Annotated in this window: 12 protein-coding genes; 7 read left to right on the top strand and 5 right to left on the bottom strand. The window is 70.3% G+C overall.

From position 1 onward, the window contains the following. Positions 1 to 8: 8 nt before the first annotated feature. The 3 genes from AB5J56_RS29820 to holA all read left to right on the top strand — a co-directional run bounded on the left by AB5J56_RS29820 (position 9) and on the right by holA (position 2,529). The gene (locus AB5J56_RS29820; protein ID WP_369236846.1) at positions 9 to 836 is read left to right on the top strand and encodes an arylamine N-acetyltransferase; all 828 of its coding nucleotides are present in this window, start codon (positions 9 to 11) and stop codon (positions 834 to 836) included. A 149-nt stretch (positions 837 to 985) separates the two neighbouring features. Beyond that, positions 986 to 1,231: a hypothetical protein gene (locus AB5J56_RS29825; RefSeq protein ID WP_369236849.1), complete on the top strand. Its 246-nt coding sequence runs from the start codon at positions 986 to 988 to the stop codon at positions 1,229 to 1,231. A gap of 308 nt (positions 1,232 to 1,539) precedes the next feature. Then, the gene (holA, locus tag AB5J56_RS29830; protein WP_369236851.1) at positions 1,540 to 2,529 is read left to right on the top strand and encodes a DNA polymerase III subunit delta; all 990 of its coding nucleotides are present in this window, start codon (positions 1,540 to 1,542) and stop codon (positions 2,527 to 2,529) included. 222 nt (positions 2,530 to 2,751) lie between these two features. Here holA and rpsT read toward each other — a convergent pair whose 3' ends face one another. Continuing rightward, positions 2,752 to 3,018 (bottom strand): 30S ribosomal protein S20, encoded by a 267-nt coding sequence (gene rpsT / locus AB5J56_RS29835; RefSeq protein WP_369236853.1) that lies wholly within the window; start codon positions 3,016 to 3,018, stop codon positions 2,752 to 2,754. A gap of 287 nt (positions 3,019 to 3,305) precedes the next feature. Between rpsT and lepA the strand changes: the two genes are divergently transcribed. Then, the gene (gene lepA, locus AB5J56_RS29840) at positions 3,306 to 5,174 is read left to right on the top strand and encodes a translation elongation factor 4 (RefSeq protein ID WP_369236855.1); all 1,869 of its coding nucleotides are present in this window, start codon (positions 3,306 to 3,308) and stop codon (positions 5,172 to 5,174) included. A 269-nt stretch (positions 5,175 to 5,443) separates the two neighbouring features. Beyond that, complete coding sequence (locus AB5J56_RS29845) at positions 5,444 to 7,318, top strand: long-chain fatty acid--CoA ligase (RefSeq protein ID WP_369236857.1); 1,875 nt, start codon at positions 5,444 to 5,446, stop codon at positions 7,316 to 7,318. Positions 7,319 to 7,347: 29 nt separating this feature from the next. Here AB5J56_RS29845 and AB5J56_RS29850 read toward each other — a convergent pair whose 3' ends face one another. Next, complete coding sequence (locus AB5J56_RS29850; RefSeq protein WP_369236859.1) at positions 7,348 to 7,935, bottom strand: two-component system response regulator; 588 nt, start codon at positions 7,933 to 7,935, stop codon at positions 7,348 to 7,350. 12 nt (positions 7,936 to 7,947) lie between these two features. Beyond that, positions 7,948 to 12,102 carry a HAMP domain-containing protein gene (locus AB5J56_RS29855; RefSeq protein WP_369236861.1) on the bottom strand — a complete coding sequence of 1,385 codons (4,155 nt, stop codon included), beginning with the start codon at positions 12,100 to 12,102 and terminating at the stop codon, positions 7,948 to 7,950. 103 nt (positions 12,103 to 12,205) lie between these two features. Between AB5J56_RS29855 and AB5J56_RS29860 the strand changes: the two genes are divergently transcribed. Both AB5J56_RS29860 and hemW read left to right on the top strand, forming a co-directional pair. After that, positions 12,206 to 14,200 (top strand): SpoIIE family protein phosphatase, encoded by a 1,995-nt coding sequence (locus AB5J56_RS29860; RefSeq protein ID WP_369236863.1) that lies wholly within the window; start codon positions 12,206 to 12,208, stop codon positions 14,198 to 14,200. 65 nt (positions 14,201 to 14,265) lie between these two features. Next, positions 14,266 to 15,498 carry a radical SAM family heme chaperone HemW gene (gene hemW, locus AB5J56_RS29865; protein ID WP_369236865.1) on the top strand — a complete coding sequence of 411 codons (1,233 nt, stop codon included), beginning with the start codon at positions 14,266 to 14,268 and terminating at the stop codon, positions 15,496 to 15,498. A 244-nt stretch (positions 15,499 to 15,742) separates the two neighbouring features. On the opposite strand, the gene AB5J56_RS29870 is transcribed toward hemW, so the two are convergent. Together AB5J56_RS29870 and AB5J56_RS29875 are read right to left on the bottom strand one after the other, a co-directional pair. After that, positions 15,743 to 16,609, bottom strand: coding sequence for a DUF3097 domain-containing protein (locus AB5J56_RS29870; RefSeq protein WP_369236867.1), 867 nt, complete (start codon positions 16,607 to 16,609; stop codon positions 15,743 to 15,745). A 45-nt stretch (positions 16,610 to 16,654) separates the two neighbouring features. Further along, a complete protein-coding gene (locus tag AB5J56_RS29875; RefSeq protein ID WP_369236869.1) occupies positions 16,655 to 17,401 on the bottom strand; it encodes an MBL fold metallo-hydrolase in 747 nt (248 codons plus the stop codon). Between the last annotated feature and the right edge of the window lie 175 nt (positions 17,402 to 17,576).

Below are 17,576 nucleotides of genomic sequence, written 5' to 3' on the forward strand. Positions count from 1 at the left end.
CTGGGCCCATGAATTCCGCACAGGTTGATGCCTACCTTCGCCGTATCGGGGTCGCACACCCCGCGTGGCCCACCGCCGATGTGCTGCGCGAGCTGCACCTCCGCCACCTGCAGACCGTGCCGTTCGAGAACCTGTCGATCCATCTGGGTGAGGAGATCGTGCTGGAGGAGGACCGGCTGCTGGACAAGGTGGTGGGCGCGCGCAGGGGCGGCTTCTGCTACGAACTGAACGGCGCGTTCGGGGCGTTGCTCGGGTCCTTGGGATTCGACGTGACGCTCCTCGCGGGGCGGGTCTACGGCGAGGAGGGGCGCCTCGGGATTCCGTACGACCATCTCGCGCTGCGGGTGCGGACGGTGGACGGGGGTGACTGGCTGACCGACATCGGGTTCGGGGCGCACAGCCACTATCCGCTGGCCTTCGGGGAGCGGGGCGAACAGACGGACCCTGGTGGGACGTTCCGGGTCGTCGAAGCGGGGCCGGACGCGGCGGGCGTGCGGGGGGCCGGCGGGACGCGCGGGGCCGAGGACCTGGACGTGTTCCGGGACGGCAAGCCGCAGTACCGACTGGAGACGCGGCCGCGGGCGCTCGGGGATTTCGCGGCCGGGGCCTGGTGGCACAGCACGTCTCCGGTGTCGCACTTCACACGGTCGCTGGTCTGCTCGCGGGTCACGGAGGACGGAGGACGGATCACGCTCAGTGGCCGCAGTCTCACGGTGACGGCTGCCGACGGGACGAAGGAGGTGTCGGAACTGGCCGGGGACGAGGACGTGTTGACGGTCTACCGGGAGCGCTTCGGGATCGAGGTGGGCCGGGTGCCGGAGGTGCGGAAGCTGTAGCCAGGAGGGCGATTCGGGTCACTCGTGTGTCATGTCGACCGGTCGTCGGCGGCAGGCCGTCCCGGTCTACGGCGGCAGGTCCGTCCCGGGCGTCGGTGGCAGTGCCGCCCCGGGCGTCGGCCGTGTCGGGCGTATCGGAAAATGTCCCCGTGAGCGATGTGAGACATGTGCTGGTGCTGCCCGACCGCGACGCCGCGGAGGAAGCTGCCGAGGCGCTCGGTGAACGGTTCGGACTCGACGAGGAGCCGCAGCTCGTCCGGGACGCGCTGGCCGGTGAGGACGATGCCGAGGACGCGCAGTGGCTGGTGGTCCTCCAGGACCCCAGGGAGCGCCTCGACCCGAAGGAGCTGGACGAGTTCGCGGGGGAGTGGGACGGCTGGCGCGAGGAGCCGTAGGGCGGCTGGGGTGAGGCTTTTGGCGGGCCTGGTCGCCGCCGGCGTCCCGCGTCCCTGAGGAACCGCGAGTACGCGGGCTCGGCTTGGGCTTGGGCTTGGGTACCACCGGACGGGTACGGGAAGCGCCGCAGGATCCGGTCGGGAAGGGACGCGGGAGCCGGTCGGGAAGGGACGCGGGAGCCGGTCGGAGAAGTGGCGCGGGAGCTGGTTGGGGAAGGGACGCGGGAGCCGGTCGGAGAAGTGGCGTGGGAGCCGGGCCGGGAACGGTCGTAGGTTCGTTGTCGGTGGTGCGTGGGATGCTTGGCGCGATGGCCAAGAAGACTGCACATGACGACCCCCTCGCCCCCGTCACGCTTGCCGTGGGCCAGGAGGACCTCCTGCTCGACCGTGCCGTGCAGGAGGTGGTGGCCGCCGCCCGGGCCGCCGACGCCGACACGGACGTACGTGATCTGGCCTCGGACCAGTTGCAGCCCGGCACGCTTGCCGAGCTGACGAGTCCGTCGCTCTTCGCCGAGCGCAAGGTCGTGGTCGTACGCAATGCACAGGATCTGTCGGCCGACACGATCAAGGATGTGAAGGCGTACCTGGGCGCACCGGCCGAGGAGATCACCCTCGTGCTGCTGCACGCGGGTGGGGCCAAGGGCAAGGGGCTGCTCGATGCCGCGCGCAAGGAGGGGGCGCGGGAGGTGGCGTGTCCCAAGATGACGAAGGCGGCGGACCGGCTGGCGTTCGTGCGGGGCGAGTTCCGGGTGCTCGGGCGGTCGGCCACGCCCGAGGCGTGCCAGGCGCTCGTCGACTCCATCGGGAGTGATCTGCGGGAGCTGGCGTCCGCCGTGTCCCAGCTGGTCGCGGACGTCGAGGGGACGATCGACGAAGCCGTCGTCGGGCGGTACTACACCGGGCGGGCCGAGGCCTCCAGCTTCACGGTCGCCGACCGGGCGGTCGAGGGGCGGGCGGCGGAGGCGCTGGAGGCTCTGCGGTGGTCCCTGGCGACCGGGGTCGCGCCCGTGATGATCACCAGTGCGTTGGCGCAGGGGGTGCGGGCGATCGGGAAGCTGTCCTCCGCGCGTGGGGGACGTCCGGCGGATCTCGCTCGTGAGCTGGGGATGCCGCCGTGGAAGATCGATCGGGTCCGGCAGCAGATGCGGGGGTGGACTCCGGACGGGGTCGCTGTCGCCCTGCGGGCGGTCGCCGATGCCGATGCCGGGGTCAAGGGAGGCGGGGACGATCCCGCGTACGCCCTGGAGAAGGCTGTGGTTGCCGTTGCCCGCGCTGCGCGGGCCGGGGGACGGGCGTAGCCGGGGCCTCAAACACCGGACGGGGCGAACTGCCCCCGCCGCCCGAGACGCCATGCCGAAGGCCCCGTTTCCCCTCCCGATCAGGAAGGAAAACGGGGCCTTCGGTTCACGATGTTGGACCACGCCCGCGTGGCGAACGCAGGCCGCGCGCGGTCCTTGGGTGCTGGGCGGGAGCGGATGAGAGAGGGCCCGCTCGGGTCCTTCCAGCGGTCAAATCAAGTGTCAGCCCTTGAGGGAGACGACCTTCGAAGCAAGCGCCGACTTCTTGTTGGCGGCCTGGTTCTTGTGGATGACGCCCTTCGAGACAGCCTTGTCGAGCTTGCGCGAAGCCTCGCGCGTGTACTCGGTGGCCTTCTCGACGTCACCCGCGGCAGCAGCCTCACGGGCCTTGCGGATCGCGGTCTTGAGCGACGACTTGACGGCCTTGTTGCGCAGGCGCGCCTTCTCGTTCGTCTTGTTCCGCTTGATCTGGGACTTGATGTTCGCCACGAATGAGCCTTTTCAGGTTCAGGCGCATGAGGGCATGCCTCGCGCGCCGTTTGATTTTCCTTGGGGTGTGTCTCCTTGCTTAGAGGGCATGAGACACAGCCACCCAGGCTACCAGTCGTCGTCCGACCGGCCCAAACCCGGGCTCGGCCCCGCTCCGACCGGCCCAAACTCCACCCAGGTCCCCTCCGACCGGCCCAAACCGGTCGCATGGCCCCGCCCGTGGGACCATGGAGCCTACGTATCGATCCGACCCGAGGCGACAGGCGCCTCAAGAGACAGGACCCTGCGTGCCCGCGACCCCTAACACTGCGCCCGAGCCGAGCCGTACCGACCCGGCTCGGATCCGCAATTTCTGCATCATCGCGCACATCGACCACGGCAAGTCCACGCTCGCCGACCGGATGCTCCAGCTGACCGGAGTGGTCGACCAGCGGCAGATGCGTGCTCAGTACCTCGACCGCATGGACATCGAGCGCGAGCGCGGCATCACGATCAAGTCCCAGGCGGTCCGGCTGCCCTGGGCTCCCACCGAGGATCCGGGCACCACCCACATCCTCAACATGATCGACACTCCCGGGCACGTCGACTTCACGTACGAGGTGTCGCGGTCCCTCGCCGCCTGCGAGGGCACGGTCCTCCTCGTCGACGCGGCTCAGGGCATCGAGGCGCAGACCCTCGCCAACCTCTACCTGGCGATGGAGAACGACCTCAAGATCATCCCCGTACTGAACAAGATCGACCTGCCGGCCGCCCAACCGGAGAAGTTCTCCGAGGAGCTCGCCAATCTCATCGGCTGCCAGCCCGAGGATGTGCTGAAGGTCTCGGCGAAGACCGGCATCGGCGTGGACGCGCTGCTGGACCGGGTGGTCCGCGATGTCCCGGCCCCGGTCGGCGTCAAGGATGCCCCCGCCCGCGCGATGATCTTCGACTCGGTCTACGACTCGTACCGGGGCGTAGTCACCTACGTCCGTGTCATCGACGGTCAGCTCAACAAGCGCGAGCGCATCAAGATGATGTCCACCGGCGCCACCCACGAGCTTCTTGAGATCGGCGTCTCGTCCCCCGAGATGACGTCGGCTGACGGCCTCGGTGTCGGCGAGGTGGGCTACATCATCACCGGTGTGAAGGACGTCCGTCAGTCCAAGGTCGGTGACACGATCACCACCCTGAACAAGGGCGCCACCGAGGCTCTCGGGGGATACAAGGACCCCAAGCCGATGGTCTTCTCCGGCCTCTATCCGCTGGACGGCTCGGAGTACCCCGATCTCCGCGAGGCGCTGGACAAGCTCCAGCTCAACGACGCCGCCCTGGTCTACGAGCCGGAGACCTCCGCGGCCCTCGGCTTCGGCTTCCGCGTCGGTTTCCTCGGCCTGCTCCACCTCGACGTGATCCGTGAGCGCCTGGAGCGCGAGTTCAACCTCGAACTCATCGCCACCGCGCCCAACGTGGTCTACCGCGTGATCATGGAGGACGGGAAGGAGCACACGGTCACCAACCCGAGCGAGTTCCCCGAGGGCAAGATCGACAAGGTCTTCGAGCCGGTCGTCCGGGCCACGATCCTCGCGCCCAGCGAGTTCATCGGCTCGATCATGGAGCTCTGCCAGACCCGTCGCGGCACCCTCCTCGGCATGGACTATCTCTCCGAGGACCGCGTCGAGATCCGCTACACGCTCCCCCTCGCCGAGATCGTCTTCGACTTCTTCGACAACCTGAAGTCCAAGACCCGCGGTTACGCCTCCCTGGACTACGAGCCCACCGGCGAGCAGGACGCCCAGCTGGTGAAGGTCGACATCCTGCTCCACGGCGACCGGGTCGACGCCTTCTCCGCCGTCACCCACCGGGACGCCGCCTACGCGTACGGCGTACGGCTCGTCGCCAAGCTGCGCGAGCTGATCCCGCGCCAGGCCTTCGAGATCCCCATCCAGGCGGCCATCGGCTCCCGGGTGATCGCCCGCGAGACCATCCGCGCCATCCGCAAGGACGTCCTCGCCAAGTGCTACGGCGGTGACATCTCCCGTAAGCGGAAGCTGCTGGAGAAGCAGAAGGAAGGCAAGAAGCGGATGAAGATGGTGGGCTCTGTGGAGGTTCCGCAAGAGGCCTTCATCGCCGTCCTGTCCAGCGACGACAGCGGTGGCTCGGCCAAGGGCAAGAAGTAGCCACCGACTGATGGGGGAGTGTCCCTGTTTTACGGGCCCGTCGTGCGGAAGCACGGCGGGCCCGGTCTGTTTGCGGACGGGGGTGTTCCGCCCGCCTTCTGTTGGAAGAGACACCCCAGCGCCTCTTACGAACCGGCCGGACGCGTTCTACTCTGATCACTGCTCGATAGTTACTCGCGAGTTAAACAACGGTCGCGAGCCAACCACCGACGTGAGCCAATCAGCCGCAATTGAGCCAGCCGCACTGTCGCGGGCCCCCGGAGGATGTCGTGAGCGACACACAGACCCTGATCGAGAACCGTCCGCCGTCCGTGGCGGCCCTCTTCCTGGAGCGCGTGACGGCCACGCCGGACGCCGAGGCCTACCGCTACCCGGTGCCCTCGTCCTCCGGTGAGGGCCCGGACGAGTGGAAGTCGCTGAGCTGGGCGCAGGCGGCCGAGCGGGTCTTCTCCGTCGCAGCCGGTCTCATCGAGCTGGGCGTGCAGCCCGAGCAGCGCGTGGCGCTCGCCTCCTCCACGCGGGTCGAGTGGATCCTCGCGGACCTCGGCATCATGTGCGCGGGCGCGGCCACCACGACGATCTACCCGCAGACCAACGCCGACGAGTCCGCGTTCATCCTCTCCGACTCCGAGAGCCGGATCCTGATCGCCGAGAACGCTGCGCAGCTCGCCAAGGCGGTCGAGAAGCGCGCCGAGCTTCCCGACCTCACGCATGTCGTGGTCATCGACGCGGCCGGCGTCGAGAGCAGCGACTGGGTGCTCACCCTCGACGAGCTGGAGAAGCGCGGCGCCGCGTACCTGGAGAAGAACCCCGACCTGATCAAGGAGAAGGTCGGCGCGATCACCAAGGACCAGCTCGCCACGCTGATCTACACCTCCGGTACCACCGGCCGCCCCAAGGGTGTCCGCCTCCCGCACGACAACTGGTCCTACATGGCCAAGGCCACGGTCGGGACCGGGCTGATCAGCGCCGATGACGTGCAGTACCTGTGGCTGCCGCTGGCGCACGTGTTCGGCAAGGTGCTCACGTCCGGCCAGATCGAGGCCGGTCACGTCACCGCCGTGGACGGCCGCGTCGACAAGATCATCGAGAATCTGCCGATCGTGCAGCCGACGTACATGGCGGCCGTCCCGCGCATCTTCGAGAAGGTCTACAACGGGGTCGCGGCCAAGGCGCGGGCCGGCGGCGGCGCCAAGTACAAGATCTTCCAGTGGGCGGCCGAGGTCTCGCGCGAGTACGCGAAGGCGGCCCAGGACAACTTCCGCCGCACCGGCAGCGCCTCCGTCCCCTTCGGCCTCGGCGCCAAGCACAAGGTCGCCGACGCGCTGGTCTTCGCCAAGATCCGCGAGGCGTTCGGCGGCAACCTGCGCGCCTGTGTCTCCGGCTCCGCGGCGCTCGCGCCCGAGATCGGCTACTTCTTCGCCGGCGCCGGCATCCACATCCTGGAGGGGTACGGCCTCACGGAGTCCTCCGCCGCCTCCTTCGTGAACCCCGGCGAGGCGTACCGCACCGGCACCGTCGGCAAGCCGCTGCCCGGCACCGAGGTGCGCATCGCGGACGACGGCGAGATCCTGCTGCGCGGCCCCGGCATCATGGAGGGCTACCACAAGCTGCCCGAGAAGACCGCCGAGGTCCTTGAGTCCGACGGCTGGTTCCACACCGGCGACATCGGCGAGCTGTCCCCCGACGGCTACCTGCGGATCACCGACCGCAAGAAGGACCTCATCAAGACGTCCGGCGGCAAGTACATCTCGCCCGCCGAGGTCGAGGGCCAGTTCAAGGCCGTCTGCCCGTACGTCTCCAACATCCTGGTGCACGGCGCCGACCGGAACTTCTGCACCGCCCTCATCGCCCTGGACGAGCCGTCCATCCTGGACTGGGCGAAGGAGAACGGCCTGGAGGGCAAGTCGTACGCCGACGTCGTCGCCGCGCCCGCGACCGTCGCCCTCGTCGAGGGCTACGTCAAGGAGCTCAACGAGGGTCTGCAGCGCTGGCAGACCATCAAGAAGTTCCGCCTCCTGCCGCGCGACCTCGACGTCGAGCACGGCGAGATCACCCCGAGCCTGAAGCTGAAGCGCCCGGTCGTCGAGCGGGAGTACAAGCACCTGATCGACGAGATGTACGCGGGGTCGCGCGAGGCGTAAGGCCCGAACGGGCCCTGGGCGGGCGGGGGTTACAGCCCCCGCCCCCTGCGCATCTCGCGCAGCAGCTCCTCCATCTCGTGGACGTTGTGGCGCAGTTCGAAGACGTCCTGGAGGCTGCTGGCCGCCATGTGGGTCTCGATCTTCTTGAGGCGGGTCGCGAGTTCGTCGAACTGCTCCTGCTCGCGGGCGAGCATCTTCTCCAACTGCTGGTTCTTGCGGTGCAGATCGAGGAAGACGGTCACCTTCGCGCGCAGCACCCACGGGTCGAACGGCTTGGTCAGATAGTCGGCGGCGCCGGTCGCGTATCCGCGGAAGGCGTAGCCCGCGTCGGCGTCGGTGCCCGTCAGGAAGATGATCGGGACGTCCTTGGTCTGGTCGAGCCGCTTGATGTTCGCGGCGGTCTCGAACCCGTCCATGCCCGGCATCCGGATGTCGAGCAGGACGACGGCGAATCGTTGCCTCAGTAGGGCCTTCATCGCCTCCTCGCCCGAACGGGCCCGTACCAGCGGCTCGTTGAGGGACCCCAGGACGGCCTCCAGGGCGATCAGGTTGTCCTCCATGTCGTCGACGAGGAGGATGCTGGCGCGCTCGTCGGTCGTTGCCTCAGCTGTTGTCATGGTGGCGGTGCCTCACTCGGTCGTCGGAGGGCTGGTGGGCTCCCCTGAGTTGCCCGGACCCGGTGTCACGGCCTCGGCGGTGTGGTCGACGGGCTCGTCGCCGTTCGGGCTTTCCGGGTCGAGGAGGGCGCAGACGACAGTGAGCAACTGGTCGACGTCCACCGGCTTCGGTACGTAGTCGTTGGCGCCCCGCGCGATGGACTTCTCGCGGTCCCCGGGCATCGCCTTCGCGGTCAGCGCGACGATCGGCAGCCCCGTCCAGCGGGGGGTGTGGCGGATGGCGGAGATGGTTTCGTAGCCGTCCATCTCCGGCATCATGATGTCCATCAGGACGAGTTCGACGTCGGGGTTGCGCTCCAGCGTCTCGATGCCCTCGCGGCCGTTCTCCGCGTACAGGACGGGCATGCCGACCCGGCCGAGGACGTGGGTGAGCGCGAAGACGTTGCGGATGTCGTCGTCCACGATCAACACCCGCCGCCCGGGCAGCACCTGGCCCGCCCGGCCCGCCTTCCACGCCTCCAGCTTGGTGGGCGTCGGCCAGGAGTCGTCGGTGTCGTGGGCGGTGTACGGCTCGGTGGACAGCTGCTCGGGTCCGGGCCCGGGCAGCGGGCGGTCCTCCGGTACGGGGCCGGTCGCCGCGTGTCCCGGGCTGACGACAGGGACGTACAGCGTGAAGGTGGACCCCCGGCCGGGGATGCTCTCGGCCACGATGCGCCCGCCCAGCAGGCCCGCGATCTCCCTGCTGATGGACAGGCCGAGGCCGGTGCCGCCGTACTTGCGGTTGGTGGTGCCGTCGGCCTGCTGGAACGCCTCGAAGATGACCGGGAGTTTCTCCGGGGCGATGCCGATGCCGGTGTCGGAGACCTCGAAGGCGATCACGTCGTCGTTGTCGCCGCGGGTGAAGGTGTGATCGGGGTCCTTGATGCGGCTGACGCGCAGCTCGACGCGCCCGCTCGCGGTGAACTTGATCGCGTTGGACAGCAGGTTGCGCAGGATCTGCTGGAGCCGCTGTTCGTCCGACCACATCTCGCGCGGTACGTCCTCGCCGACCGTCACCTCGAAGGCGAGCCCCCGGTCGAGCGTGAGCGGACGGAACGTGGCGTGCACGTAGTCGAGCAGCTTGATCAGCGGCAGCTTCTTCGGGCGTACGTCCATCCGGCCGGCCTCGATCTTCGACAGGTCGAGGATGTCGTTGATCAGCTGGAGCAGATCGGACCCGGAGCGGTGGATCGTGGTCGCGAACTGCACTTCCTGATCGGTGAGATGGCCGTCCGGGTTGTCGGAGAGCAGCCGGGCCAGGATCAGCAGCGAGTTGAGCGGCGTGCGCAGCTCGTGCGACATGTTCGCCAGGAACTCCGACTTGTACTGGGAGCTGGTGGCCAACAGGGCCGCCTTCTCCTCCAGTTCGGCATTGGAGCGCTGCAACTCGGCCTGCTGTGACTGGAGTTCGTCGGATCGGTCCTGCAACTGGATCGCGAGGCGCTGGGACTCGCCGAGCAGCGACTCCGTACGGGAGTTGGCGATGATGGTGTTGATCGCGACACCGATGGTGTTCACGAACTGGTCGAAGAACGCCAGGTGGACGTCGGAGAAGCGGGAGAAGGACGCCAGCTCGATCACGCCGAGCAGCTTGTCCTCGAAGAGGATCGGGATGATGACGACGCTCGCGGGAGCGGCTTCACCGAGACCGGAGTTGATCTTGATGTAGTCCGGCGGGGCCTCGTCCACCAGGATCCGTTTCTTCTCGCGCGCCGCCTGCCGTACGAGCCCGTGCACCGGCATGCCGCCCGTGTCGACGGTCGCGCCCTGCGCGGAGCCGTATCCGGCGATGAAGGCGAGTCCCTTGGCGGGGATGGCGGCCCGCAGCGAGTCCTCGTCGGGGTCGGCCAGGAAGAAGGCGCCGTACTGCGCGTTCACCAGCGGGGTCAGCTCGCGCAGGATCAGGTCGGCGACCTCCATCAGGTCGCGGTGGCCCTGCATCAGCGCGGCCAGGCGTGCCAGGTTCGACTCCAGCCAGTCCTTGGCGCGGGTGGTCTCGCGGAGGTTGGCCACCATCAGGTTGATGTTGTCCTTGAGCTCGGTGACCTCGCCCTGGGTCTCCACGGTGATGGAGCGGGACATGTCGCCCTGGGCCACCGCCGAGGCCACCTCGGCGATCGCGCGGACCTGGGTGGTGAGGTTGAGCGCGAGCTCGTTCACGTTCGTCGTCAGGCGCTTCCAGGTGCCGTACACGCCCTCGACCCGCGCCTGGCCGCCGAGTTGGCCCTCGGAGCCCACCTCGCGGGCCACCCGGGTGACCTCGGACGAGAACGAGGACAGCGTGTCCACCATCGTGTTGATGGTGGTCTTCAGCTCCAGGATCTCGCCGCGCGCGTCCACGTCGATCTTCTTGGAGAGGTCGCCCTGGGCGACGGCGGTGGCCACCTGCGCGATGTTGCGGACCTGCGAAGTCAGGTTGTCGGCCATGTAGTTGACGTTGTCGGTCAGGTCCGCCCAGACGCCCGAGACACCGAGCACCTGGGCCCGGCCGCCCAGCCGCCCGTCGGTGCCGACCTCGCGGGCCACACGGGTCACCTCGTCGGCGAAGGCGCGCAGTTGCTCCACCATCGTGTTGACGGTGTCCTTGAGCTCCAGGATCTCGCCGCGCGCGTCGACGGTGATCTTCTTCGACAGGTCGCCGTTGGCGACGGCCGTCGTCACCTGGGCGATGTTGCGGACCTGCGAAGTCAGGTTCAGTGCCATGAAGTTGACGTTGTCGGTGAGGTCCTTCCACACGCCGGACACGCCCCGCACCTGGGCCTGACCACCCAGGTTTCCTTCGGTGCCGACCTCGCGGGCCACGCGGGTGACCTCGTCGGCGAAGGCGGAGAGCTGGTCGACCATGGTGTTGATGGTCGACTTCAGCTCCAGGATCTCGCCCTTCGCCTCGACCGTGATCTTCTTGCCGAGGTCGCCCTGCGCCACGGCCGTGGAGACGAGGGCGATATTGCGGACCTGCGACGTCAGGTTGTCCGCCATGAAGTTGACGTTGTCGGTGAGGTCCTTCCAGACACCCGACACCCCGCGCACCTGGGCGCGCCCACCCAGGTTTCCTTCGGTGCCGACCTCGCGGGCCACGCGGGTGACCTCGTCGGCGAAGGCGGAGAGCTGGTCGACCATGGTGTTGATGGTCGACTTCAGTTCGAGGATCTCGCCCTGCGCGTCGACGGTGATCTTCTGCGAGAGGTCGCCGTTGGCGACGGCCGTCGTCACCTGGGCGATGTTGCGGACCTGCGACGTCAGGTTCGACGCCATGAAGTTGACGTTGTCGGTGAGGTCCTTCCAGACCCCGGACACCCCGCGCACCTGCGCGCGCCCGCCCAGCTGCCCCTCCGTGCCGACCTCGCGGGCCACCCGGGTGACCTCGTCGGCGAACGCGGAGAGCTGGTCGACCATCGTGTTCACGGTGAGCTTCAGTTCGAGCAGCTCACCCGTCGCCTCGACGGTCACCGTACGGGTCAGGTCGCCGCGCGCCACCGCCGTGGTCACCAGGGCGATGTCCCGCACCTGGGCCGTCAGCCGGGACGCCATCGTGTTGACCGCTTCGGTCACATCCCGCCAACTGCCCGACAGGCCCGTCACCTTGGCCCGGCCGCCGAGCCGCCCCTCCGTTCCGACCTCGCGCGCGACCCGCGTCACCTCGCCCGTGAAGAGGGACAACTGATCGACCATCTTGTTGACGGCCCGGCCCAGCCGGCGCATGTCGCCGCGCAGTTGCCGGTTGCCGTCGTGCAGGTCGACCCGCTGGGTCAGATCGCCGCCGGCCACCGCGTCCAGAACGCGCGTCGCGTTCGCCGCGGGCGCCACCAGGGCGTCCAGCAGCAGGTTCACGTCGTTGACCCGGCTCGTCCAGCTGCCCTGCCCGGGGCTCGCCGCCAGCCGCTCGTCCAGCCGCCCGTGCCGCACCAGCTCCCTGCGGACGCGCTGCACCTCGGAGTTGAAGTGGGTGTTGCGGTCCATGATCTGGTTGAACGCCGAGCCGAGATCGGCCACCAGGCCGTGCCCCGTCTCCGGCACCTTGCTGAAGTCGCCGTCGCGCGCGGCTGTCATCGCGGCGAGCAGCGGGCGGAGATCCGATGCCCGAATCTGTCCGTCTTCGAGCACACGCATAGCACTGTTCTCACTCATGGCGGCCCACTTCGGTAACTCGGCGCTTATGGGCGGGGTCAGTCTGTCACTCTGTCCGTGTCGTCTGAGGCGTATTCGTCCGAACTGCTCAGGGAGCACCACCGTGGGGGTAATTCCGACGCAACGGGAGTCCCTTGCCCGTGCTCCTGATACGCCGGCGCACCACCGCGCCGGCCAGGAAACGGTGGCGCGCGTCTCGCTGCCCGGCACCCCTCTCGCGCCCGGAGCCGCACGCGAATTCGCCCGCGCCGCACTCGCCGACTGGGCCGAACTCGCCCTGCCCAGAGCCGAGTCGGAGCACGGCAGGCACACCGGAAACGGGCCAGGCCTCGGACCGGCCGAGGACCGGCAGGCCCGCGAATGGCCGGCCGACGACGCCATGGTCGTCGTCAGTGAACTCGTCACCAACGCCGTCGTGCACGCCGGCACCGACGTCGAGCTGGTGTGCCGCCTGGAGCTCGCCGACGACGGATCGCCGGGCACGCTGGTCGTCGAGGTCTCCGACCACCACCCGGCGCGCGCGGTACGCGACGAAGCCGCCGAGCGCCCCCACGGCACCCCCGAGTACGGCCGCGGCCTGCGACTCGTCTCCACGCTCTCCGAAGCCTGGGGCATCACCTACCGCACCGGCCTGAAAACCGTCTGGGCCCGGCTGCCCCTCGACAGGGGACAGCCCCTGGAGGAGCGCGAGGAGGAGACGTACGCCGGTCAGCACGCCCTGGAGCGCGGCCTGCGGGCCTCCGAGGCCTTCAGCACCGAGCCGCGCCGCAGAGACCGGCAGGATCAGGACTGGGTCAACCGTGGCGCCCTCACCTTTCTCGCCGAGGCCTCCGACCTGCTCGCCGGCCAGCTCGACGAGGACCTCGTCGCCGCGCTCACCGGACAGCTGCTCGTCCCGCGCATCGCCGACTGGTGCGCGGTGTGGCTGGAGGACGAGGCCACCGGCCGGGCGGGCCGGGGCGGCCTCGGCGTCGACCTCGGACCGCGGCTCGCCCGGGTCTGGCACGGCAGCGAGAACCGCATCGAGGAACTGCGCCGCGCCCTGGAGAAGGACCCGCCGCGGCTGCCCGACTCGGTGCGCTCGCGTGCCGTCGCCGTGCCCTGGCCCGGTGAGGCGCTGGGCGCCGGCAGGACATGCGGGTCGGCCCTCGCGTACCGGCTGATCGCCGGCGGGCGGCCGCTCGGCACCCTCGTCATCGGGCGGGCCGGGGTGATCGGCTTCCCCGACGAGGTCAGCGGCCTGGTCGAGGATTTCACCCGCCGGGTCGCCCTCGCCATCGGCGCGGCCCGCCAGTACGCGCGCCAGGCCACCATCAGCCGCATCCTGCAGCGCGGCCTGCTGCCCGGCGCCGTCGCCGAGATCCCCGGCGTGAGCAGCGCCCTCGTGTACGAGCCGCTCGACAAGGGCGGCCCCAGCGGCGACTTCTACGACCTGTTCCCGGCGGGCGACGGCCGCTGGTGCTTCGCCGTCGGCGACGTCCAGGGCAAGGGGCCCGAGGCGGCCGTCGTGATCGGCCTGGCCCGGCCCTGGCTGCGGCTGCTGGCCCGCGAGGGCTACGACGTCCCGGACGTCCTCGACCGCCTCAACCAGCTGCTGCTCGACGACGCGACCGAGGCGGCGGACGCGGCGGCCCGCGCCCTCGTCGCGACCGGGGACCCCTCGCTCGGCCCGGACGAAGGCCCCCAGACACGCTTCCTCTCCCTGCTCTACGGCGAACTCGTGCCCTTCGACGGCGGAGTGAGCTGCACGCTGGCCTCGGCCGGGCACCCGCTGCCGCTGCTCCTCGGCCCCACCGGCGAGGTGCGCGAGGTGGCCCGGTCGCAGACCCTCCTCGGTGTCGTCGAGGACGCGACCTACACCGCCGAGACCTTCGAGCTGCACCCCGGCGACACCGTGCTGTGCGTCACGGACGGCGTGACGGAGCGGCGCTCGGGCCACCGCCAGTTCGACGACGACGAAGGCCTCGCAGGGGCCCTCGCCGGCTGCGCGGGACTGAGCGCCGAGCTCATCGCGGAACGCATCCGCAGGATCGTGCACGAGTTCGGCGACAAGCCCCCGGAGGACGATCTGGCGCTGCTGGTGCTTCAGGCGGAGTAGCCGGCCACATCCGGCGACCGGGCGCCCGTACGGCGGATGCCCGCCCGTACGGGACAATGGAAGGCATGCCTTCCGCACTCCCCGACGGTGAGCCCGTCCCCGACGACGGCGCGCTGCCCGCGCACGCCCTGGCCGGCGCCGCCGAGCGCCCCCTCGGGTTCTACCTCCACGTCCCGTACTGCGCGACCCGCTGCGGGTACTGCGACTTCAACACCTACACGGCGACCGAGCTGCGAGGCACCGGCGGCGTCCTCGCCTCCCGCGACAACTACGCGTCGACCCTGACCGACGAGGTCCGCCTCGCCCGCAAGGTCCTCGGCGACGACCCGCGCCCGGTCCGCACGGTCTTCGTCGGAGGCGGCACCCCGACGCTGCTGGCCGCCGGCGATCTCGTACGGATGCTGGGGGCGATCCGCGACGAATTCGGGCTCGCGGACGACGCGGAGGTGACGACCGAGGCGAACCCGGAGTCCGTGGACCCGGCCTACCTCGCGACCCTCCGGGCCGGCGGCTTCAACCGGATCTCCTTCGGCATGCAGAGCGCCCGGCAGCACGTCCTGAAGGTCCTGGACCGCACCCACACCCCCGGCCGCCCCGAGGCCTGCGTCGCCGAGGCCCGCACGGCCGGCTTCGAGCACGTCAACCTCGACCTGATCTACGGCACGCCGGGCGAGACCGACGACGACTGGCGCGCCTCGCTCGACGCGGCCCTCGGCGCCGGCCCCGACCACATCTCCGCGTACGCGCTGATCGTCGAGGAGGGCACCCAGCTCGCCCGGCGCATCCGCCGCGGCGAGGTCCCCATGACCGACGACGACGTCCACGCGGACCGCTACCTCATCGCCGACGAGGTGATGTCCGCGGCGGGCCTCGACTGGTACGAGGTCTCCAACTGGGCCACCTCCGAGGCCGCCCGCTGCCTGCACAACGAGCTGTACTGGCGCGGCGCCGACTGGTGGGGCGCGGGCCCCGGCGCCCACAGCCACGTGGGCGGCGTGCGCTGGTGGAACGTGAAGCATCCGGGAGCGTACGCAGGCGCGCTCGCGGCCGGGAAGTCCCCCGGCGCGGGCCGCGAACTCCTCTCCGAGGAGGACCGCCGCGTCGAACGCATCCTCCTGGAACTACGCCTCCGAGAGGGCTGCCCCCTCTCCCTGCTCCGGCCGGATGGTCTTGCAGCGTCCCGGCGCGCGCTGTCCGAGGGCCTCCTCGACCCCGCTCCCTACGCCGACGGCCGCGCCGTCCTCACACTGCGGGGCCGCCTCCTGGCCGACGCGGTGGTCCGAGACCTGGTGGACTGACCCCACCGGGGCGGGTGGGCAAACCCCGGTCACCCTTTGTTCGAACAGTCACCCGGCGGTGGTGCTGGGCGGGGGTGGGTCGCGCAGCCTGGCGCTTACGGGGCGCCGCCTGCGCCCACCCGTGCCGCCCCAGCGGCACGATTGCCCGCAGGGTGAGCGACCACGACCCGCGGCCGCGTACGCACGGCCCCGACCCGCCCACCGGACCCCCTGCGAAAGGCGCCCACGCCAGAGCACGCCAGCGTCAGCCCTCACCGCCGGCCGTGACGAAGTCGATCAACTCCTCCACCCGGCCCAGGAGTTCCGGCTCCAGGTCCTTGTAGGAGTGCACCCGGGACAGGATGTGCTGCCAGGCCGCGCCGGTGTTTTCCGGCCAGCCCAGGGCGCGGCACACCCCCGTCTTCCAGTCCTGGCCGCGCGGGACGCGGGGCCAGCCGGGGATGCCGACGGACGACGGCTTCACCGCCTCCCACACGTCGATGTACGGGTGGCCGACGACCAGCGCGTGCTCGCTCGTGACCGCCTCCGCGATGCGGGACTCCTTCGAGCCCGGGACCAGGTGGTCCACCAGCACGCCGAGACGCGCATCCGGGCCCGGGGCGAATTCGGCCACGATCGACGGCAGGTCGTCCACGCCCGACAGGTACTCCACGACCACGCCCTCGATGCGCAGGTCGTCGCCCCAGACCCGCTCGACCAGCTCGGCGTCGTGGCGGCCCTCGACGTAGATCCGCCCGGCGCGGGCCACCCGGGCGCGCGCCCCGGGGACGGCCACCGAACCGGATGCCGTACGGGTGGGGCGTACCGAGCCCGAGGCAGGTCGCACGAGGGTCACCACCCTGCCCTCCAGGAGGAAGCCCCGCGGCTCCATCGGGAACACCCGGTGCTTGCCGAAGCGGTCCTCCAGCGTCACCGTGCCCGCCTCGCAGCGGATCACCGCACCGCAGAAACCCGTGCCGGGCTCCTCGACCACCAGCCCCGGGTCCGCCGGGACCTCGGGCACGGACTTGGGCTTCTTCCACGGCGGGGTCAGGTCCGGAGAGTACAGACGGGGCTGCGGGCCCGAAGGGCCCTCGTTGGAAGGGCGGTGGTGGGAGACGGGTGGGCGCATTCGGATGACGATAGGAGAAGCCGCGCGCCGACGCCGGGCACCCTCCTACGACACGCCGAAGCGGTCCGCCAGCGCGTCCCGCTGCGCCCGGACAAACGCCGCATTCACCGCTGTCCCGTGACCGGGCACGTACACCGCGTCCTCGCCGCCCAGGTCGAGCAGCCGGTCCAGCGCCGCCGGCCAGTGGGACGGGACCGCGTCCGGGCCGGCCTGCGGCTCGCCCGACTCCTCCACCAGATCGCCGCAGAAGACGACCTCCGGAGAGGAGGCCGTGGCCGGCACCAGCACCGCCAGGTCGTGGCAGGTGTGTCCCGGGCCCACGTTGGCCAGCAGCACCTGCACACCGCCGCCCAGGTCGAGCGTCCACTCGCCGGACACGACATGGCGGGGCCGGACGAGGAGGTCCGCCGCCTCGGCGGCCGCCCGCGCGTCCAGCCCATTGCGGACGGCGTCCGCGCGCAGCTCCTCCCGGTCCTGCGTCAGGACCGCGTCCACACCCACCGCGCCGAACACCTCCACACCCGCGAACGCCGCCGCGCCGAAGACATGGTCGAAGTGCGGGTGGGTGAGCGCGAGGTGCGTCACACGACGGCCGCCGCCCGGCGAGCCGAGCAGTTGCTGCGCCTCGGCCCGCAGCCGTGCGCCCTCACTCAGGCTCGACCCCGCGTCGATCAGCAGCGCCGCGCCCTCACCGACCACCAGCCCGACCGTGCAGTCCCACACCGGAAGCCGCCGCCGCCCGGCCCGCGGGGCCAGTTCCTCCCACCCCGCCTCTTCCCAAGTCACCTTCATGGCCCGACGCTAGCGGCGAGGGCGTGACCGAGAGCGCATCTCGGCAAGACATCGCAGGACAGGTCGGTACACCTCGGCGTGACATCGCAGGGCCGCCCTTGCCGGGGCCGTACCCCACAGCCGTACACTGGGCCGGGGAACGCTGGCACTCGCACGCGCTGAGTGCCAGGCGAGG

The organism is Streptomyces sp. R21 (assembly GCF_041051975.1).
Lineage (GTDB): Bacteria > Actinomycetota > Actinomycetes > Streptomycetales > Streptomycetaceae > Streptomyces.